Genomic DNA, 20,221 nt, shown 5'->3' with positions numbered 1-20,221 from the left:
TTTACTCCTTCTAGTTTTGCATAAAGTATTGCTGGTCTAAAAAGTGTATTTTGTTTTTTAGTTTTTCATAAGCTTCGTCGATACTTTCAAATTTAAAAAGAATTACAGCATGACTATCTTTCGCGTTTACAAAAGTATAAACATACTCTATATTTAGGTCAGCTTCATTTACAATTTTAAGTAAATCCATTAAGCCACCAGGCCTATCTTCCATTAAAGTTGCTAAAATTTCATTTTTTTTGACAATAAAGTGTTCTTTTTTTAAAGCTTCGTATGCTGCTTCTGGTTTGTCGACACAAAATCTCAAGATACCAAAATCATTAGTATCTGCCAAATTTAGGGCTCTTATGTTTATATTATTTTCTTTTAGTATTTTTGTAACATTATAAAACCTACCTTTTTTATTTTCTATAAATACAGAAATTTGAGTTATCTTGTAATCCATTAAACACCTCCTTTTGCCTAATATACCATTATAGTTTTATCTATCCAATTTATCAAGAAAAACCTGACCGCGCTAATTAATTGACAAATAAAAATAAATATGTATTAATATAAATATAATTTGTAGCATTAATAAAAACAAATGAAAAAGCAGATTTTAAAAGATGGAACATTATGTAGTATAAGAAAGGTTAAAGTAACAGAAAAAGAAAAAATAAGAGAACTGTTTTTACAGACTTCACCAGAAAGCCGCTACTATAGATTTTTTGGTGCAATTAATCATCTAGATGATAAATTGTTAGATTCAATGGTAAAAAATGACGCCTATAATGTTTCTTTGGTTTGCATCGTCAAAGATAATATAGTTGGAATTGCTAATTATTATAGTGCTAATTATGATTTGCAATCTGCTGAAGTTAGTTTTTTGGTTAAAGATGAATTTCAAGGCAGAGGCATTGGCACGCTGTTGCTCGAAGAGTTAGCAAAGCATGCATGGCTTAGGGGTATTAAAGAGCTAGAGGCAATTGTATTGGCAGACAATTGCAATATGATTGGCGTTTTTAAAAACAGCGGTTTTGAGCTTGTGCATGAAAGACTTGATTTATCTACAACTCATCTAAAGCTACCGCTTGCTAAATTCAATAAAGTAATGTCTTTGCATTTGTTGAGAGAAAAGCTCGCTACGCAAGCTTCTTTGCTAAGCGCATTTAATCCCAAAAAGATTGTTTATGTGGGAAATGAGTGTGCACTTTGGTACAATATTTACCAATCCAGGAAAGACGCTATTTTATTCACTCAAAGCAGCGATATATTAGAGAAAATACGTAATGAAAAACCTGATTTATTAGTTATAAATGTGATTGATTGCAAAAATTTACTTTACTTGCTTGAGCTAGATTCTATAAAAGTGTTGATTATTACAACAAAGCTCAATGAACCTATAAAATCCGAAGTTGTTTCTTTAATAAAAAAACAAGGCATAAGGTTAATCGGCCCAAACTCTACAGGTCTATTTTACAACACTTTGGATAACAAAATAAATATAAGTCCCATTGCACTGCCAAAAGAAGGCAGATTAGCTATTGCTACACATTCTAATTTACTAGGCATAAGCCTTGTTGGGTATTTTGGCTATATTGGTTTAGGTGTTGGTTGTTTTGTAAGTGTTGGTGATAAAATTGATGTGTCAGGCAATGACTTACTGTATTTTTGGCAGGACGATAACAATATTGATATTATTGTGTTGTATCTTGATTCTTTTGGTGATCCTATAACATTTTCGCTGCTCGCAAGAAAAATTTCTAAGCAAAAGCCAATTTTTGCTGTAAAATCAGGCAGAACACTTTTAAGCTTGGGTGCGTCAAGACATGAAGGTTTTATTTTTTCAAATACAGATTTTACAGTAGAGGGTTTGTTTAAACAAACTGGTATCATTAGAGCAGAGACGTTAGAAGAGCTATTGGATGATGTACTGCTTGCATATGCATGCGATTTTTTGTCTGATTCAAATGATGTATCGATAGTATCAAATTCTGTTGGTGCAAATCTAATGGCGATCGACACATTTGAAGCAAATAATTTGACTTTGGATAGAGTTGTCTATATAGAGGAACCTAATATTGAGTTATACAAAAATGCTTTATTTGATGTTTTGTCAAATTCAAAATCCTACTACATTGAGGTAATTTTTGCGCCACCTCAAGAAATCAGCTATGAGTTTTTGGATAATTTTTTAAATGAAATTTTATATACTGTAAACTCTATAGAACATAATAAAACAGTAGTTGTTAATGTACTTTCTTATCTTCAAAACAAAAACAGAGTATTGAAAAAAGACGGCTTAAAGAAAAAAATTGCAGTGTTTGCTTTTGTAGAACGCTCTTTGAGGGCTTTGGGCAAGCTTATTTGGTATGCGAATTACAAGCAAAAATCAGAAATTTATCCACAAGATTTACAAAACTTTAATATTAAAGAAGCGCGCAATTATATACGGGAATTATTGACAAGTATGAAAACATATCAACTTACCCAAATTGAGGTAGGGTCGTTTTTTGGTATGCTGGGCATAAAAGGTATCAAAATCGAAGAAGAAGGCCTTTACAATATTAGCATGGGTGCTGCCTACGATAAGTTATTTGGTGCGATTATGGGTATTTCTTATTATTTGTATGGGGTTAATATTGCATATGAGTCACCTATTGTTAGGGTTTTGCCTTTAACACTACTTGACATCGAAGAAGTAATAAATCTAATAGACAAAAAGAATAAGCTAAAAATGCATACCAGGGAAAAATTGAGTGATTTATTTATCAGGTTGAGTGAGGCATTTTTACACATACCAGAAATTAAACAGCTTGATTTGCCAAACTTAGTTGTATCTACAGATGGATTTTATTATGCTAAAGCTATTATAAAAGCAAAAAAGGATGATGCAAACTTAAGAAGTTTTACTATTAACTTTTAGTATGCTATGATGAATATATGTTGAAAGTTGGCATAGGCTATGACTTGCATAGATTGCAAAAAAATCGTAAATTGGTTATTGGTGGTGTTGAAATAGACAGTGACATTGGGGCATATTCTCACTCAGATGGTGACTGCCTTTTACATGCGCTGGTAGACGCCATCCTTGGAGCGGCTGGTCTTGGCGATATTGGTGAGCATTTTCCAGATACAGATGATGCGTATAAAAATGCCAAAAGTATCTTATTTGTAACAAAAACGCTTGATTTAATTAAAAAAAATGGTTTTAAAATTGTTAATGTGGATGCAACAGTATTGCTTGAGAGGCCAAAATTAGCTTCATATAAACTAAAAATCAAAAAAAATATGGCGAATTTGCTTGAAATAGATGAGCGATTTGTTAATATCAAGGCAAAAACCAATGAAAAGGTTGATGAGATTGGTAAGGGCTTAGCTATTGCTGCATATGTGGTAGTTTTGTTGGAGGGCTAGTATGCAGTCTATCGGAAAAATTTTGATCTTTGCGGGAGTAATGTTAGTTTTATTTGGGCTGCTTTTATCATTTTCATCAAAATTACCTTTTGGGAGATTACCGGGTGATATAATTATAAAGAAAGGTAATTTTACTTTTTATTTTCCGCTTGCAACAAGTATACTTTTGAGTATAATACTGACTGTGATTATGTATTTTTTAAACAAACGTTAGGGAGGATATCATGCATTTTATTTCATTAGCTTATGCTGCAGCACAACCAGGGCCAGCTAACTCAATTTTATCGACTGTTATACCATTTGCTATAATTATTGTGGTTTTTTATTTATTTCTTATATTACCTCAACAAAAACAAAGGAAAAAGCACAAAGAATTTATAGAAAGTTTGCAAAAAGGGGACACTGTTATCACTTCAAGTGGAATTTATGGTAAGATAAAAAATATAGGCGAAAAAGAATTAACCATTGAAATAGCAGAAAATGTTAATATAAAAATTTTAAAAGACAATATTATCTCAAAAGCTTAATAGGTTAGCGTGATTTAGTATATGAAACAATCAGATTGGTTTAAACTTTTTTTAGTTGTTGTCGTTTTTATAACATTTGGTGCATATGCTGTAGATGCATTTTTACCTCAGCAAACGCTTGAAAATCTCCCTAGCTTTATGCCTAAAAAAGTTATAAACCTTGGTCTTGACCTAAAAGGTGGCACGCATTTAACTTTAGAAGTTGAAACAGACAAAGCACTCGCAGGGATCTTACAGCAAGCTGCAGACAACCTAAAAAAACAGTTTGATAATGCAAAAATCGCATATAACTCCGTAGAAGTAAATCCAAAGAAAACATCTATAAATGTAACCCTTATGGATCCAAACGATACAAATAGGGCATTGGATTTAATCCAGAGCAACTTTGGCAATTTTGAAACAAAGGCCACTCCTTCAGGTATAACAATGGCACTTAAGCCAAAAATTGCTTCAAATATGCAAAAAGAAGCTGTAAGCCAGGCAGTGGGTGTTATTAGAAACCGTATAGACCAGTTTGGTGTTGCAGAACCCACAGTAGTAACGAGTGGCACAAGGGATATTGTAGTTGAGCTGCCGGGCATTTCTGATCCAGAGCGTGCAATTAAATTAATTGGCCAAACGGCTGTATTAGAGCTTCATTTAGTTGACGATTCCGTAAATATTGAAAACGCGCTTAATGGCCAACTACCGTCAGACGATGAATTGCTTTATCAGATTGTTAAAAATCCCACAACAGGCGAGATTACGAAAGTACCTATTGTGGTTAAAAAGGCAGCTGTGGTAGCAGGAAGCATGATAAAAAAAGCTAATGTGAGCTTTAGTAGTACTACAAATCAGCCTGTTGTATCGTTTGATCTTAACTCGCAGGGCTCTGCAGCTTTCGCACAGTTTACTTCAACGCATATTGGTAAAAGATTGGCAATAGTGTTGGATAACACAGTTTATTCTGCTCCTGTTATTAGAGAGCCTATTTTAAATGGCAGTGGGGAAATAAGCGGTGATTTTACAGTAAGGCAGGCACATGATTTATCCATTGTGCTAAGAAGTGGCTCTTTGCCTGCTCCAGTTAAAGTACTAGAAAAAACCGTTATTGGTCCAACTTTAGGTAAAGACTCAATAAGAAGCGCAACACTTGCTATAATTATTGGCAGTATCGCAGTATTTTTATTTATGGTAGTTTACTATAAATTATTTGGTCTATTAGCCGATGTTGCTTTGATGTTTAACCTGCTTATAATTATAGGAACACTTGCAATGCTTGGTGCTACACTTACACTGCCTGGTATTGCTGGTATGGCGCTTACTGTGGGCATGAGCGTTGATACAAACGTACTTATTTTTGAAAGGGTAAGAGAAGAGTTGTTTCACGGGCGTACACCTAAAGATGCGGTTGAGCTAGGTTACGATAGGTCACTGATTACAATCATAGATACACATATAACTACGCTTATTACAGCGTTTATTTTGTACCAGTTTGGGAGTGAAACCATAAGAGGCTTTGCTATTACGCTTGCGATAGGCTTAATTGCTAATATGTTTACAGCAATTACATTTACAAAAGTTATATACGATGCGTTATTTTCCAATAAATCATTAAAGAAGTTGAGTATTTAGGAGTTAATAATGCTGCATATTTTTAAACCAGGCTTAAAAGTAGATTTTGTATCAAAATTTAAGTGGGGGATTTACTTATCTATTTTTTTGATTGCAGTGGGTTTAATTTCTTTAATTATAAAAAATGGATTTAAAGTAGGTATAGAATTTAAAGGTGGAACGGCAATTATATTGCAGGTAAAAAACAATATTGGAACAGGCGAAGTTAGATCCTTGTTGGAAAAATCTAATTATTTTAAACATATGTCAATAGAAAATTATGGTAATACAAGTGGTCAATACTTGGTAGAGATACCCCTAAGTAATATAAATAATGATATTTTAAATGCAGAAATTGCCAAGTCTTTTGCACAATATGGTTCAAATGCATATCAAATATTAAAAGTCAATGTTATAGGTCCAAAAATTGGGAATGATTTTACTAAGAAAGCCGTTATTGCAGTTTTACTTTCTTTTTTAGGTATATTAATTTATATATCAATTAGATTTAGGTATAATTTTGCTGTTGCTTCTGTAGCCTCATTGGTTCATGATGTATTAATAACATTGGGGTTTTTATCGTTGTTTAATTATGAACTGACATTGGATGTAATAGCTGCGTTGCTTACCATTGTAGGCTATTCAGTAAATGATACTGTTATTATCTTTGATAGGATTAGGGAAAAGTTAAAAAACGATCCGAAGCTTAGTAAAATTGATGCTATAAATATAGGTATTAGTGAAACGTTAAGTAGGACCATAATAACATCTAGCACTGTAATTTTGGTAACATTAATTTTGTTCTTGTTTGGTGGCAGTGTATTAAGGGGTATGTCTTTTGCTTTGCTGATAGGATTTATTACAGGTACCTACTCGTCTATTTTTATTGCCTCGCCAGTGCTGTTTTTATTCAAAGGACCATTGTTGCCAGAGGCTAAAAAGCAAGATGTTGCGCCAGAAGAGTTGTTTAAGCGTTCATATAAGATTGAGTGAATAATCTTGGTAATTTTTTAAACTTGTTCAAAAATAAAACCAAAGCCTACAAATTGCTCCTTTATATAAGTTCTAAATTGGGTGTTTTAGAGAGTTTTTTAAATTGTATAAAAGAAATAAAAGAATCACTTAATTTGTGTGCAAACCCAGATCAAGCTTTTAGTTACTTTGAAAGATTTTTAGAAAATACAACAGCCAAAATCACTTTGTTTGAGATTTTAAAAGCTTCTAAATTTTATTGTGATTTACTTTTTGATATATTTGCTCAAAGTAATACACTTTCACTACTACTTATTAACCACAATGAGTACTTTTACTGGCTTTTAGAAGAGTTAGCTGCTAACAAAACAAAATTAATTTTTAAAGAAGAAATAGATAAATTTATAAAATCAAAAAAAACTTTAGACGAAAAAAAGTATTTATTGAGAGAATATAGGAAAAAGGAATATTTACGAATCGCTTCAAAAGAAATTTCGAAAATTTGCAAATCTCACGAAATTTATACAGAACTATCGGAATTAGCTGATGCTTGTTTGGAAGTTGCCCTTGATATAGCATTTAACGAAGAAGGTTTTAAGGATAGAAATCTGTGCATTATTAGCATGGGAAAATTGGGTGCAAGGGAATTAAATTTTTCTAGCGATATAGACATAATATTTGTTCATGATAATGCTAATGATACTCAAAATTACTTTAAAGTTGCTCAAGACGTTGTATCTATTATATCGGATGTGCAATTTGGTAGTTTTGTTTTTAGGGTTGATACAAGGCTACGCCCTTTTGGAAACAATTCTAGTTTATCACTAAGCGTAGATGAGTATGAGAATTATTATTTTAGTTTTGGCCAAGTTTGGGAAAAATTTGCCCTAACAAGAGCAAGGTTCTCAGCTGGAGATATTGGCGTAGCAAAAAAGTTTTTTTCTGTTGTAAGACCTTTTGTATATACCAAAAACATAGATATAAGCTACATTGAAGATGTTAGGTCTATGCGCTACAAAATTAAACTAGAAAAACTATCTAACTATAAAAATGACGTAATAGAACCTTTAAAAATTAATGTAAAATTAGGACTTGGAGGAATTCGCGAAGTTGAGTTTATAACTCAATATTTTCAGCTTATATATGCTGGCAAAGATACTGATTTGCAAACTAACTCAACGCTTGAGGCTTTGGATATTTTATACGATAAAGGTTACCTAAAGCAAGCTAGAAAGCTTAAAGCATGCTATTTGTTTTTGAGGTTAGTTGAGCACAAAATACAATTAAAAGATGAAAAGCAAACGGCAGATTTACCTTTAAATAAAGAAGAACTGGAAATCTTTGCAAAAAAATTTGGCCTTAAAACATCCGAATTTTTAAAAATATACAACAAAATAACAGATACAGTGCATGAGATTTATAAAACAATTTTTTATGCACACAATATACCCATTTTTTCACCAATTGAAAGTCTAGAAGGTTTTTTTGAAGAAGAATTTAGCGATTATAAGCAAATATCTATTCAACTAAGCGATATCGCAAGAAAATCAAAATTTGCCAAATCAAACCCTGCGCTTTTAAGTGCTGCCATAGATACACTCTACAAGCGATTTAAAAGTATGGCTAAGAGTTTAAACAGCAGGCTTTTTTTAAATGTATTGTCTGGTTTTAATAGTATTTTGCCAAACTATTACGATACTTTTTTTGGCAATAAGCGCATTTTTGAAACCGCAACTTTGGCATTTGCTTTGGGCTTACACCAAAAGCTAGACCAGTATTCTTTTTTGGTTGATGAGTTTTTTTATATTGACCAGCCATTAGAAATATTAGAACTTACAAAACAGGAAAAGGAAAGATTAGAATTTAATGTGGCGCTTAAACTTTTAAGCGGAAAACTCGATAAGAAAAGCAAAAAAATCTTATCAGTTTTTGCGCAAAATTTTATAAAACACTTAATAGAAAAGCTCGAAATAAAAGATTTGATTGTTTTGGCCTATGGTAAACTTGGCATTGAAGAATTGTTTATAAATAGCGATCTAGATTTGGTCTTTCTTGCAAAATCCGTTGATGATAAAAAAATTTCTGAAGTTTCAAATCTGGTAAAAGAGCTTAACAAGCTCTACAGTGTTGATTTGAGGTTAAGGCCATTTGGCGAGAAAGGCTTGATTGCGTCTGAGATTGACTATTTTAAAACCTATCTTTTAAAATACGCAAAAGATTGGGAAAAGTTAGCTATCCAGAAAGCTCGTATTATTTATAGCGATGTTGAGTGCGATTTAAAAGACTCAATTACTGAATTTGCCCGTTTTATCGATAAAAAAAGCATAAGGGATATGAAAAATCTCATAGAAGCTCACAAGGGTTTTGATATTAAAAATGCTAAAGGTGGCATAGTTGATATTGAATTTATTTTGCAACTCTTATGCATACAAAATGGATGTTTTAAATTTGGACGAAGCATCGAAGAGATGATCGGTGAGATCTCGCAAATAAAAGAGGTGAGGTTTTTAAAAGCCGTTTATATATATTTTTCAAAAATACTCAACTTAACAAGACTTATACCAAATGACATTAAATACAAGTTACCTGTTTTAGAATTTCTGTTAAAAGAAGATAATTTAGAAGGTAAAATCAAAAAATTGCAACAGAAAGTTAGTGGTATCTTTAATGCGCACTTCTTGTTAGATTAGCTAAATTCAGAAAAAGGGGACAGGCTACTTTTATAGGTAAAAAATGGCAAGCAAGAATCAAAAAAGTATTTGGCTTGGAATCAACCATAAAGCGAAATGGAAGACCAAAAAAGAAATAGAAGATAAAATAAAGTAGCCTGTCCCCTTTTTCCTCTTACTTTTTCCCCTCCCCTAAATACAAAGGTTTACTGGCACGGGAAGAAGTATTCAATAGGTAAAAATACACTTCTTGTTGAGTTAAAATAGTGTTAGTTTACAAATATTTTACGTTTTCTTGATGATTATTTGATAGACAATTTGCATAATTAAGACAAATAATAGGTAAGCTATTATTTTGTAGGAGGTGTTTATGTTAAAGTCACAAAAGTGGTTAAAGCTTTTTGTGATTGCTGTCTTTTTGGTAGGCAGTGTTGTTTTTAATGCAAAACTGTCTCAAGCAGACGGGTCGATCAACGGCGCAGGTTCAACTTTTGCTTACCCAGTTTACACTAAGTGGGCTTTTGAGTATGAGAAAGTTACGGGCGCGGAAGTAAACTATCAGGGTGTTGGCTCTGGTGCAGGTATACAGCAAGTTAGTCAAGGGATTGTTGCATTTGGTGGCTCAGATATGTGTTTATCTAAAAAAGAGCTTGATAAAAAAAATTTGCTTCAGTTTCCCTCTCTTGTTGGAGGTATAGTATTGGTGGTAAATATTCCAGGTATTAAGGATAACCAGCTCAAATTATCTGATGCTGTTATCCCTAAAATATTTATGGGACAAATTAAGTATTGGGATGATCCCCAAATTAGAAAGGATAATCCTGGTTTAAGATTACCACATATACCTATTACAATAGTTCACAGGGCAGACGGCTCTGGCACAAACTGGAATGTTACATACTGGCTAAGCCAGATTAACAAAGAATGGGATGAGAAAATCCACTACGGTTTATCTGTAAACTGGCCAACAGGTGTGGGTGGTAAAGGCAATATGGGTGTATCAAACTATGTAAAACAGATCAAGGGCTCAATTGGATATGTAGAGTATGCATTTTGGCTGCAAAGTCATCTAACAAGTGTAGTATTGCAAAACAAAGAAGGCAAGTGGGTTGTACCTACTGTTGCAGCATTTAAAGAAGCTGCTGCAAAAGCAAACTGGCAAGCAAGCAATGGTTTTTGTGAAGCTTTGGTAAACCAAAGTGGTCCAAAGACTTGGCCAATCGTATCTGGTACTTTTGTGCTAATACCAAAACAGTCTAACCCTCAACACAAGCAAGCGGTTAAGTTCTTTAAATGGGCATTTGAACATGGCAATAAAGCAGCTGAGAGTCTAGGCTACATTCCATTGCCTCAATCAACGAAAGGCTTGATATTCAAATATTTAAATGAAAACGGTTTCTAAAATACCCCCCCCCAAATATAGAAGAAGGGCTTTAAAGGCCCTTCTTCTATAAATCGTTTTTTGATTTTTTCTTCAGTTTTTTCAAAATCCCTCGTCACTCTATAAGCGTTTCCGAGATTTAAATAATCAAGGAGAGAATCAGGGGACAGGCTACTTTTATAGGTTAGACATAGGAAATGCCAAGAATAGCAAGGGCTTTAGCAGACAAATATATCTATCATGTTATAAACCGTGGCAACGGCAGGCAAGAGGTTTTTCATAAAGCTGAAGATTATGAGAGATTTATCAGTTTAATGAAACGAGCAAAGAAACTATTTCCAGTAAAGATTTTTGCCTACTTCCTGATGCCAAATCACTTCCAAATGGTTTTCGTTGATACCAACGAGTATTGCCCTGCGGGATATTCCAGTTGCTCGGGATATTATGGAAATTCCGTCACACCCTAAAGCATTTGCCTCGGTTGCTGCCCAAAGACGGCGTGTATGCTCGTCAAGCAGCTTTTCCAATGGCTCATTTTTCTTTCTAATTACCGCTTCCATTTCCATAGAAACATATAGCACAGATTACTTAATGTTGCGACACTTAATTATGCGCGAAGATAGAATAAAGTAGCCTGTCCCCTTTTTTTTGCCCAGTATATTTTTGTTTTTAGTGTAATTATTTCAGTGTAAAAAAATCTTCAAGAAAGTGAAAAAAATATGTAAAGATTTAAAGAAATTTATTGATAAAAATTCTTTGACCAGCAGTTAGACTGGTCAAAGCAAGAAAATATTAGTCATTTCGCTCTTTGAGGGCTTTTTTGAGTTTTTCGATGACACTTATGTCTTCAAGTGTTGAAGTATCTTGTGTGATAGGTTTGTCTGTTGCGAGCGCCTTTAATAGTCTTCTAACAATCTTTCCAGACCTTGTTTTTGGCATTTGGTCAACAAAAACAATTTCAGATGGCTTTGCTATTGGGCCAATTTGTCTGCCTACGTGGTCTCTTATATCGCGCACAAGCTCATCGTGATGAGTTAAATCGACACCTTCTTTGAGAACAACATAGGCAAAAATAGCCTCACCTGTAATATCATCTGGTACGCCCACAACAGCGGCTTCAGTAATAGCAGGATAGCCCGTTAGCGCATTTTCAATTTCAGCACAGCCTATTCTATGAGCAGAAACATTAACGACATCATCAATTCTACCTTCCATCCAGTAATATCCTTCTTCATCTTTGTAAGCGATATCGCCAGTTAAGTAGTATTTACCATCAAAAGCACTCCAGTAAGTTTTTTTATACAATTCGTCGTTTTGCCAGAGTGTTCGAACCATTGAGGGCCAGGGTTTTGTAAACACTAAATTTCCTGTTTTGTATGGTTCATTTATAATGTTCCCTTCATCATCAACGATTTCAGGGAAAGCACCAGGCACAGGAATGCCAACAGAGCCCGGTTTTTGTGGTGCTACTGGTAGCGATGAAAGCATATGGCCAGCTGTTTCTGTTTGGCCATACGCATCAATAATAGGGCATCTTTCTTGGCCCACATTTTTGTAATACCACAGCCACGCAGCAGAATTAAGTCTTTCGCCACCAGTGGTTAGCAATCTTAAGGACGACAAGTTGTATTTTTTTGGGTATTCTTCGCCGTATTTCATAAGTGCCCTGAGTGCCGTTGGCGCTGTGTATAAAACATTTACACTGTATTTTTCAATTAAGCGCCACCATTGGCCTGGATCTGGGTATGTGGGTATGCCTTCATAAATAAGTGTTGTTGAGCCAACCGATAGTGGACCATAGAGTGTGTATGAGTGCCCAGAAATCCAACCTAAATCAGCTGTACTCCAAAATGTGTCTTCGTCTTTTAAATCAAATACCCATTTGGCAGTTAATATACGCCATATGAGGTAACCTGCGGTTGTATGTAAAACACCTTTTGGTTTTCCCGTGGAGCCAGATGTGTATAGTAAAAAGAATGGATCTTCTGAATCCATAACCTCTGGTTCACAATAATTTTTTGCATAATCAGGATCGCTCATAAGGTCGCTCCACCAGAAATCTCTCAATGTTTTCATAAAAATATCTCTTCCGATATGTTTTACAACGACAACATATTTTATGTTTTTTAAATCTTTAATGGCTTCATCTACGCTATCTTTCAAAGGTATAGCTCTACCACCTCTTCTTCCACCATCTGCTGTTATAATTACATTTGCATTTGCATCTAAGATGCGCTCTCTCAGTGCCGCTGGTGAAAATCCACCAAATACTACACTGTGTATAGCTCCAACCCTAGCGCATGCAAGCATTGCAATGGGAAGCTCTGTTATCATTGGCATGTAGAGTACTACTCTATCACCTTTTCTTACACCTAGAGTTTTTAGTACATTTGCAAATTTATTTACTTGATAATAGAGTTCTCTATAAGTTATTGTTTTGCTTTCGCCAATTTCGCTTTCCCAAATTATTGCGGCTCGGTTTTTTCTCCATGTAGATAAGTGTCTATCAATGCAGTTATAGCTAATGTTTAGTTTACCATCTACAAAAAATTTGTAAAATGGGATGCTAGAGTCATCAAAAACCTTTTTGAAAGGTTCAAACCATGTAATTTCTTTTTTGCCAAAATAATCCCAAAATCCTTCCCAATCTTTTTTTGCCCACTGAAGGTACTCTTCATAAAGCTTAGCGTTTAAATTTGCGTTTTGAAGAAAATCTCCAGATGCGTGGATTAAAAAATTGTCGCCTTTCGAAGTTTGCTCATGCATTTTATCCCCCCTTCTATGATTTTATATATCTCTTTTAAAATAATATAGAAATTTATATTTAGTGTCAAGATTCTTTTTAAAAAAATTTAAAATAAAAGTTAACTTTTTAGCAAAAAAATAATAATTAACTATAATTACGTAAAAAATGAATTTTAAATACTAATTAAAATTAAGTGATATATTAAGAAAATTAATTTGACATATAAATAATTTCGATTACATTACAATTATGTAATATACAAAAATATATAAAAATGTGTAAAGGAGGTATCTCATGAAGACCCTAAAGGACTTTGCAAGGCAAAAGGAGAGGATTGCATTTGAAAAATTGGTGGCAGATACTGGTAGTTACAATTTTAAAGAGCAGAGGCGTTTTGTTGGCGCAGATTTACGTTTAATTATTTGGAGCACTAAAAGCTCTACAATGTTTGATGGTGAAAGCTCCACTAACGAGGCAGATTCTTAAGAGTTAATTAGCAAGCCTCTTATCAAGGCTTGCTAATTGTTTTATATGTTACTAATTTATTCTACTACGTTTGATACAACCATTGATATGTTGATTTACTATATGGGAGAAAACGGTGTATTTAGGTTTAATTCTGATTGTTTTGAAAAATACAAAATAGTTTTAAACAATGACGGTTTTGAAATTCGAGACCCACTTGACAGAATAGCAAATAATACAAATATAAATAAAGTATTGTACAGAAAGCCCTCGCTTAAGCAGGATCTATTAATAAAGCCCAAACAACTATCAGACGAAGAAGATTACATTGACAAGGAATTATACTACGCTGCAAGAGAAATTATAAATTTAGCCTGGATGCAAAGAAAGGTAGTATTAATAGAGCCTTTAGTAGATTTTAGAGTTGGAAAGTTTGTTCAACTTAGTGTTGCAAAAAAGTATTTTAATGTCCCAAACTATGAATTTAGGTACAATACTAAATTAAAAGAGTTTAATGATAGAGATATAGTTATTAAAAGCTTAACAATGCAACCCATAGATAAAAAACAATATTTAGTTTTATATACAACAAAAACCAAAGAAAACGGGCTAAGTGACAATCAACCCTGGATGATTCAAGAATATATTGACGCGAAATACGATATTACGGTTGTGTTTATTAGAGATAAAATGTTTGCATTTGAATTGGACAGAAGAAATTTTATAGATAGGACTGTTGATTGGAGGGAGTTATCTGTAGATAAAACCGCATCTAACTGGCAAGTCCACGATTTAAAAAAAGATATTAAAGAGAATATTTATAAGTTTATGAATGATTTAAAATTGCACTTTGGTAGACTAGATTTTCTATATGATGATAAAAACTATTATTTTTTAGAAGTTAACCCAAATGGTCAATGGCTTTGGCTGGATCCTAAAAATAAACTTGGTGTAATTAAAAAATTTATAGAAGAAATTCACCCAGATACGCCACTAAACCCTATACCTACGCAGGTTAGATGATGTTAAAAAAAGTAATTGTGTTTTATGGACTATTGTTTTTATTTGCCAGTCAAAGTTTTGCTAGGGACGAAATTTATGTGATCCCCCAAGTAGCTTTAATATTACCAAAAAACAGCTCAATTCAGTCATTTTGGCTTGTTAATCCTCAAAATTACAGTGCAAAACATAAAGTGGAGTTTTGTGTAACAAACCAGGCAATTGTTGGATATATGAACAAATTTTTGTTTTTCCCAAAACAAAATAGTTTTTTAGTTGTTGAGGGCGACTATAGTGGTTTCTTGTGTCTTGATGAGACAGCGGTGCTTTTTTATAGCAAAACCGTGTTTGGGTATCTAAAAATTTCACCCATGCTAAACAACATACCAAAAGTTACAATTGAACCTATAGATAGTTTACCCAGTGAATCTAAACTATTTTTAGGACTTGATAAAACATTGTATTGTTTGAGTTTTGATAATAAAACAAAAACATACAAAGTTTATATTTTTAACAAAAAAATAAAACCACACGCTTTTGTTGCGCTTTATTCTCAACAAGAACCCATAAGTAGTGTCTCAGGCGTTGGAGAAAATATAGTTATTGCTTCACAGGACAAAATTTATATCGTAAAAGATGAGAAAAGATTACTTTACTACGATAACCAAAATAAAAATTTTGATCAGATCGTTTATACTGGCTACGGAATTTTTTATACTACGGCAAATTCTGTGGGCTTTATTCAAAATGCTCAAGCAATGGAGTTTGTAAAAGCCAAAAACCCAAAGATATTTTTAAAGGATAATGTGCTTTTTGTAATGTTTCCAACTAATATGGGTATTATAGGATTATCAAATATAGATGAGTTAAGGAAATACAACTTTCCAGTTAAAAGTCTAAAATGGAAGGATTAATTATGAAAAGGGTATTTGAGTTACTTGTTTTATTTGTTTTTTTGAACATACCTATTTTTACTTATGCAGGAGCTTGGGAGCAAGCTCAAGAGTTGTGTAAGCAAAGTGGAGGCAATTGCAACTATAACATACCAACACCGACGCCTTCTATTGATCGCAACTACTCAAATAAACCTCAACCTTCTGCGCCTAAGACTTACAAAAAATCTCGCTCGCCTTCTTTGAGCCCATCTGAAAGTATGACAATCGGTATATTTGGCAGCTTACTTGGTGGTTTATTTAGTGGGCTTATGAACCCCCCTGATACAACAAATGATGATTACCTGCAAGCGCAAAAACAAAAAGAATACGAAGAACAACAAAAGTTATTAATGCAAAAAAAGCAACAAGCCCTAAAAACATGGCATGCAATTAAAGATCAATCCCAATCTGAAACTCAAGCTACTCAACAAAATCAAGACCAATCTTTAGGTTTTAAAACTTTGGGTTCGAGCATTGTGCCATTTAAATGGCAAGACAAAATAAACACCAAAGAGCTTAGTAGTAGTGTAGCTTTAATGCAAAGCCAAAATCAATTTGATCTTAACCATGAGGTGCAGAATTTTTTTGGCAACCGATTGAGCGATTTAGTACAAGAAGGAGGAAAGGTTTTTTTAGAAAAGTATCACAAATCCAATATTTTGCTTGCTGAAACACTAAAAGAGCAAAAAAAGATAAAGGGTCTTAGCAAGTTTATTGGTGATAATGTTTATGAAAATACTCTTGGTATTGCAAGTATCATTGTTGATTACAAAATAGATGGGGTCGCTAAAGCTCTTCAAAGTATAGCTGATTTTTCTATTTTAAAAATCGGTATACCTCAGGCTAGTTTTACTCTTGAAGTTAGTAAGGTTTATTCGCGATTTGTTTTTAATTTGCTTGGTAAGGATCTTACAGAGATATCCAACGCAGTAGGGATGGATTTTGATTTTAAAGAATTTATAAATAATAATTTTAATGCTTATCAAAAAGGCGTATATGAGTGGTATGCAAAGGAGTAGTTATGAAAGTTAAACCATTTTTATTTGCAAGTATTTGGTTGGCTGTGTTTTTTATGTATAGTTGCTCTACTACTATACCTCATAATATTAAACCAATTAATTTAGAACCTCCAAAACAGGTAACTCAAACAAAATTTTCCTACCCTGCTACATTTATTGTTGCAGATAAAATTTTAGAATACACACAGTACAATTTCGATATTTTTTCTGTTAACATTAAATATATTTTACCCACAGAATTTATGGTTTTGCAGGGTGTTAAGTATTATTTATCACCGTATTTTAAACGATCAGACTATCAAGTAAATTCCCTAGAGCTATATGGTAAAAGTCACATTATTATAAAAATCTCGCCAAATTTCTTATATGTTAAAGAAAACTCTGGATTTTCTAAAAGAAGCTTAGACGTAGTAGTTGGTATCGAGTCTTTTATTTATGATGATAACTATCTTGTTTCAAAACCTTACAACCTTAGGTTGGAAGGCAATTACGAGTTAACTGGATTGTTTTCATTTTTTGGAGATGAAGAATACTCTAAAGCTGCAGCTATATCTATCAAAAAAGACTTAGAGCAACTAGGTCAAAAAATCGATTATGCTTTAAACAATCAAAACGAAACTGTAAGCCATGTTAACTCAGCAATTGAAAAGAACCCACTGGATTTAGAAAATTACATAATACTTGCTAATGTTTCGCTTAGAAATGGCAACTACAAAGATGCAATCTCAGCTTCTAAGATGATTATTAAGTTAGCCCCAAACAATATAATTGGGTATGATTTGCTTGCAAGGAGCTATTATAAAAACGGTCAAATAGGCCTTGCAAAGAAAATTTATGCCGATGCTATAGCACAAAATATAATACAAGATGCTAAAAAGTACTATATCAAATTTTTGATTGAAGCAAAAGACTATGATGTAGCTAAGATGATTATCAAACAAAGCCAAATCCCACTAAACCCAAAGATTATCGTAGAAACTCTTTTTGGTGTAAATGAATATCAAGCTGCAATAAATATTTTAAAAGAAATACTAGATAAACAACAATACGATGGTATTGGCATTAATTTTAGTAATATTTTGTCTAACTCTGGTTACCCAATAGTTGAATCTGTAAATCCTTTATCAAGTGCTGTTAATTTGGTTTACAAAGATGATGAAGTAGTAGAGATTAATAACCAATCAACAAAAAACATAGAAATTAAAAAGGTTGTAGAGTTAATTAAAAAAGAGTCTAATGCGTTAAATGAAATTGTTATTAAAAGAAAGAACAGTTCTGAGTTGATTAAGTTATCACTAAAAACGCAAAAATTACACACTCCGGATTCATTTTCTGCATACGCTTGGATGGCTTTTGGGAATTATTTTTTAAACAATAAAAAGGACTTTTATGAGTATGCCGATTTGTCTTATAAGCTGTACCTAGACGGCAATATTTCTACCATTGCAAAAGCATTAGTTTTAATTGATACTAACAATTATGATAAGGCAGTTGATTTGCTAGATAATGTTAATTTTTTAGCAGAAGCCAATATACTACAAGCCGTTGCATATGCTAATATGAAATATTATAACAAAGCTTTAACGACGTATAGATTAGCACAACAAAATCACGGTAGCGTTTTATTTGATAAATTTAAACCTATGTTTTTTAAAGCGATTTCTTCATTTGTTAATGAAAATTTATCAACAGCTTCACAACTAAAAAATCAGGGAGCGTATAGGAAATCTTTAGAATACTATAAGGCGGTTTTAGACTTTGTTGATGAACAAAATAAATCAAAGATATATTCAAATGTTGAAAGCATTATTGCTGTAGACCCTGCTGTGGTGGAGCTTAACGAAGATTCAAAAAAATCTTTTATATATGCTCAAATGTATTATCAAGAAAATAAATTAGATAAAGCTATTGCTAAATTAAATGCCGTTATTGAAAAAAATCCATTTAACCCAAACTTACACCACGATATAGCACTGTTATATGCACAAACGCAAGATTACAAAAAAGCTATTGAACACATGAATGTTTATTTAATTTTGTTGCCAGATGCAAATGATGCGCAAGCTGTAAAAGATGAAATGATTAAATGGGAGTTTAAGTTAAAAGTAGAATAAAAAAACATTTGATAATAAACGAAAAGAGTTTATAATTAATAATATGAGAAAGTCGAAGCAAGAGCGCAAAGATGAGGTTTTCAAAGCGATTGGCCAGATTGCCTCACAAAAAGGTTTCAATAATGTTACAACAAAAGCCGTAGCTGATGTTTTAGGTGTAACACAGCCGGCGATTTACAAATATTTTGAAAACAGAGACGAGCTAATTTTGTATTTTATGGATAAGATAGACGGATATTTACTTAATATTATAGAAACAGCTAGAAAAGAAAAAGATATTCAAAAAAGGATTTTGAGCCTTTTGAGTGAGCATTTGAAAATGGTAGAAGACAACGAAGTACTGCCTATAATGGTTTTTTCTGATGAAATTTATATTGGCGATATTGCAAAGAAAGAAAAATTGCAAACAATTGTTTTTAATTATAGACAAAATATTGTAGATTTACTAAATGAGTGCCCGCAAAGCGAGATTATCGCAGATATAATGTTGGGTAGCATAATTTTTAACGGACTAAAGTGGCGATTAAATAACAAATCTTATTCTTTAACCTCAAAGGTTGCGGATTTAGCACAATTGATAAATAAATTGTGTTTTTAGTTAGCTTTTGAAGCGTAACTAAGTGAAAAATGGTATGATATTTAAACCAATTAAACAAAAAAAGATCTCAGAAGAGATTGTGGAACAAATAGAGCTCTACATAAAAGATGCTATTTTAAAGCCCAATGAAAAACTACCTTCAGAGAGAGATTTAGCAAAAATGTTTGAGGTAAGTAGAAGCTCTGTGAGAGAAGCACTAAACATGTTGGAGGCAAAAGGTTTGATTGAGAGCATTCAAGGAGATGGCACTTTTATAAAATCTGTTGGTGAAGATATACTAAAAGGTGTTGATAATTTATTGGTAAAAGATCCTAAGCTAACATGGGAACTCATGGAGATTAGAAAAACTCTAGAAGTGTGGGCTGTTGAAATGGCAGCTAAAAATGCAGATGAAGAATCAAAAAAGTACGTTACTGAAGCTTATATGGAATTAGAAAAAGTTAGCACTAAATCAAACTCTGGTGAATACGAAGATGCGGAATTTCACCTATCTATCATTAAAGCTTCTAAAAATACTGTGCTTTACCATATGATGATGTCAATCTTTAATTTGTTAAAAGATACCGTAAAAGTAGGCAGAGAATATGTTATAAAGGTAAAGGGTTTGTCAAAAAGAGAGTTATTACTTGAACACAAAGCCATAATGGATGCGATTATACAAAACAATCCCTCTTTTGCCAAACAAAGCATGTTAAAACATCTTTCTTTTATAGATCAAGATTTTAAAAATTACCTCGATAAATTTAGTTTACAAAACTAATAAAAACAAGTAACACACGATTTATTTTTGACAAATTTTGCTAA

General features: G+C 32.8%; 18 protein-coding genes and 1 pseudogene. 16 read left to right on the top strand and 3 right to left on the bottom strand.

Going from position 1 to position 20,221, the window contains the following annotated elements; translation table 11 throughout:
• Nucleotides 1-10 precede the first annotated feature (10 nt).
• A complete protein-coding gene (locus DESAMIL20_RS08695) occupies nucleotides 11-445 on the bottom strand; it encodes an amino acid-binding protein (RefSeq protein WP_086034463.1) in 435 nt (144 codons plus the stop codon).
• A gap of 141 nt (nucleotides 446-586) precedes the next feature.
• On the opposite strand from DESAMIL20_RS08695, the gene DESAMIL20_RS08690 reads away from it, so the two are divergent.
• From DESAMIL20_RS08690 to DESAMIL20_RS10875, 9 genes and pseudogenes are all read left to right on the top strand, one after another.
• Entirely contained in the window at nucleotides 587-2,908 is a 2,322-nt protein-coding gene (locus DESAMIL20_RS08690) for a GNAT family N-acetyltransferase (protein ID WP_086034462.1), read from the top strand.
• Nucleotides 2,909-2,925: 17 nt separating this feature from the next.
• On the top strand, nucleotides 2,926-3,399 hold the full coding sequence (gene ispF, locus DESAMIL20_RS08685; protein ID WP_204218590.1) for a 2-C-methyl-D-erythritol 2,4-cyclodiphosphate synthase: 474 nt from the start codon (nucleotides 2,926-2,928) through the stop codon (nucleotides 3,397-3,399).
• Between the two features lies 1 nt (nucleotide 3,400).
• Complete coding sequence (locus tag DESAMIL20_RS08680) at nucleotides 3,401-3,613, top strand: DUF2905 domain-containing protein (RefSeq protein ID WP_086034461.1); 213 nt, start codon at nucleotides 3,401-3,403, stop codon at nucleotides 3,611-3,613.
• A gap of 10 nt (nucleotides 3,614-3,623) precedes the next feature.
• Nucleotides 3,624-3,926, top strand: a complete 303-nt coding sequence (gene yajC / locus DESAMIL20_RS08675; protein WP_086034460.1) for a preprotein translocase subunit YajC — start codon at nucleotides 3,624-3,626, stop codon at nucleotides 3,924-3,926.
• A 21-nt stretch (nucleotides 3,927-3,947) separates the two neighbouring features.
• Nucleotides 3,948-5,540 (top strand): protein translocase subunit SecD, encoded by a 1,593-nt coding sequence (secD, locus tag DESAMIL20_RS08670; RefSeq protein ID WP_086034459.1) that lies wholly within the window; start codon nucleotides 3,948-3,950, stop codon nucleotides 5,538-5,540.
• A gap of 9 nt (nucleotides 5,541-5,549) precedes the next feature.
• On the top strand, nucleotides 5,550-6,512 hold the full coding sequence (secF, locus tag DESAMIL20_RS08665; protein WP_086034458.1) for a protein translocase subunit SecF: 963 nt from the start codon (nucleotides 5,550-5,552) through the stop codon (nucleotides 6,510-6,512).
• Nucleotides 6,513-6,589: 77 nt separating this feature from the next.
• Nucleotides 6,590-9,181 carry a [protein-PII] uridylyltransferase family protein gene (locus DESAMIL20_RS08660; protein ID WP_158090569.1) on the top strand — a complete coding sequence of 864 codons (2,592 nt, stop codon included), beginning with the start codon at nucleotides 6,590-6,592 and terminating at the stop codon, nucleotides 9,179-9,181.
• Nucleotides 9,182-9,530: 349 nt separating this feature from the next.
• A complete protein-coding gene (gene pstS / locus DESAMIL20_RS08655) occupies nucleotides 9,531-10,562 on the top strand; it encodes a phosphate ABC transporter substrate-binding protein PstS (protein WP_086034456.1) in 1,032 nt (343 codons plus the stop codon).
• A 176-nt stretch (nucleotides 10,563-10,738) separates the two neighbouring features.
• A pseudogene (locus tag DESAMIL20_RS10875) lies at nucleotides 10,739-10,873 on the top strand (transposase); the annotation flags it as partial.
• On the opposite strand, the gene DESAMIL20_RS10870 reads toward DESAMIL20_RS10875, so the two are convergent.
• Both DESAMIL20_RS10870 and acs read right to left on the bottom strand, forming a co-directional pair.
• The gene (locus tag DESAMIL20_RS10870) at nucleotides 10,874-11,107 is read right to left on the bottom strand and encodes a hypothetical protein (RefSeq protein WP_409212535.1); all 234 of its coding nucleotides are present in this window, start codon (nucleotides 11,105-11,107) and stop codon (nucleotides 10,874-10,876) included. It abuts the pseudogene before it with no gap.
• Between the two features lie 226 nt (nucleotides 11,108-11,333).
• Nucleotides 11,334-13,307: an acetate--CoA ligase gene (acs, locus tag DESAMIL20_RS08645; RefSeq protein WP_086034454.1), complete on the bottom strand. Its 1,974-nt coding sequence runs from the start codon at nucleotides 13,305-13,307 to the stop codon at nucleotides 11,334-11,336.
• Nucleotides 13,308-13,581: 274 nt separating this feature from the next.
• On the opposite strand from acs, the gene DESAMIL20_RS08640 reads away from it, so the two are divergent.
• From DESAMIL20_RS08640 to DESAMIL20_RS08610, 7 genes are read left to right on the top strand one after another with little or no spacing between them, the layout of a single operon-like run.
• The gene (locus tag DESAMIL20_RS08640; RefSeq protein ID WP_086034453.1) at nucleotides 13,582-13,773 is read left to right on the top strand and encodes a hypothetical protein; all 192 of its coding nucleotides are present in this window, start codon (nucleotides 13,582-13,584) and stop codon (nucleotides 13,771-13,773) included.
• Between the two features lie 45 nt (nucleotides 13,774-13,818).
• Nucleotides 13,819-14,775: an MvdC/MvdD family ATP grasp protein gene (locus DESAMIL20_RS08635; protein ID WP_143340265.1), complete on the top strand. Its 957-nt coding sequence runs from the start codon at nucleotides 13,819-13,821 to the stop codon at nucleotides 14,773-14,775.
• Entirely contained in the window at nucleotides 14,772-15,665 is an 894-nt protein-coding gene (locus tag DESAMIL20_RS08630) for a hypothetical protein (RefSeq protein WP_143340264.1), read from the top strand. Before DESAMIL20_RS08635 ends, DESAMIL20_RS08630 begins: the two co-directional genes overlap by 4 nt.
• A gap of 2 nt (nucleotides 15,666-15,667) precedes the next feature.
• The gene (locus DESAMIL20_RS08625) at nucleotides 15,668-16,705 is read left to right on the top strand and encodes an ATP synthase subunit e (RefSeq protein ID WP_086034450.1); all 1,038 of its coding nucleotides are present in this window, start codon (nucleotides 15,668-15,670) and stop codon (nucleotides 16,703-16,705) included.
• Between the two features lie 2 nt (nucleotides 16,706-16,707).
• A complete protein-coding gene (locus DESAMIL20_RS08620) occupies nucleotides 16,708-18,819 on the top strand; it encodes a tetratricopeptide repeat protein (protein ID WP_086034449.1) in 2,112 nt (703 codons plus the stop codon).
• Between the two features lie 43 nt (nucleotides 18,820-18,862).
• Entirely contained in the window at nucleotides 18,863-19,417 is a 555-nt protein-coding gene (locus DESAMIL20_RS08615; protein ID WP_086034448.1) for a TetR/AcrR family transcriptional regulator, read from the top strand.
• A 34-nt stretch (nucleotides 19,418-19,451) separates the two neighbouring features.
• A complete protein-coding gene (locus tag DESAMIL20_RS08610) occupies nucleotides 19,452-20,177 on the top strand; it encodes a FadR/GntR family transcriptional regulator (RefSeq protein ID WP_143340263.1) in 726 nt (241 codons plus the stop codon).
• Nucleotides 20,178-20,221: the final 44 nt, after the last annotated feature.

The sequence above is a fragment of the Desulfurella amilsii genome (assembly GCF_002119425.1).
Classification (GTDB): Bacteria; Campylobacterota_A; Desulfurellia; order Desulfurellales; family Desulfurellaceae; genus Desulfurella; species Desulfurella amilsii.
The sequence above is the reverse complement of the archived record's forward strand: the minus strand, read 5'-3'. Positions and strand labels throughout refer to the sequence as shown.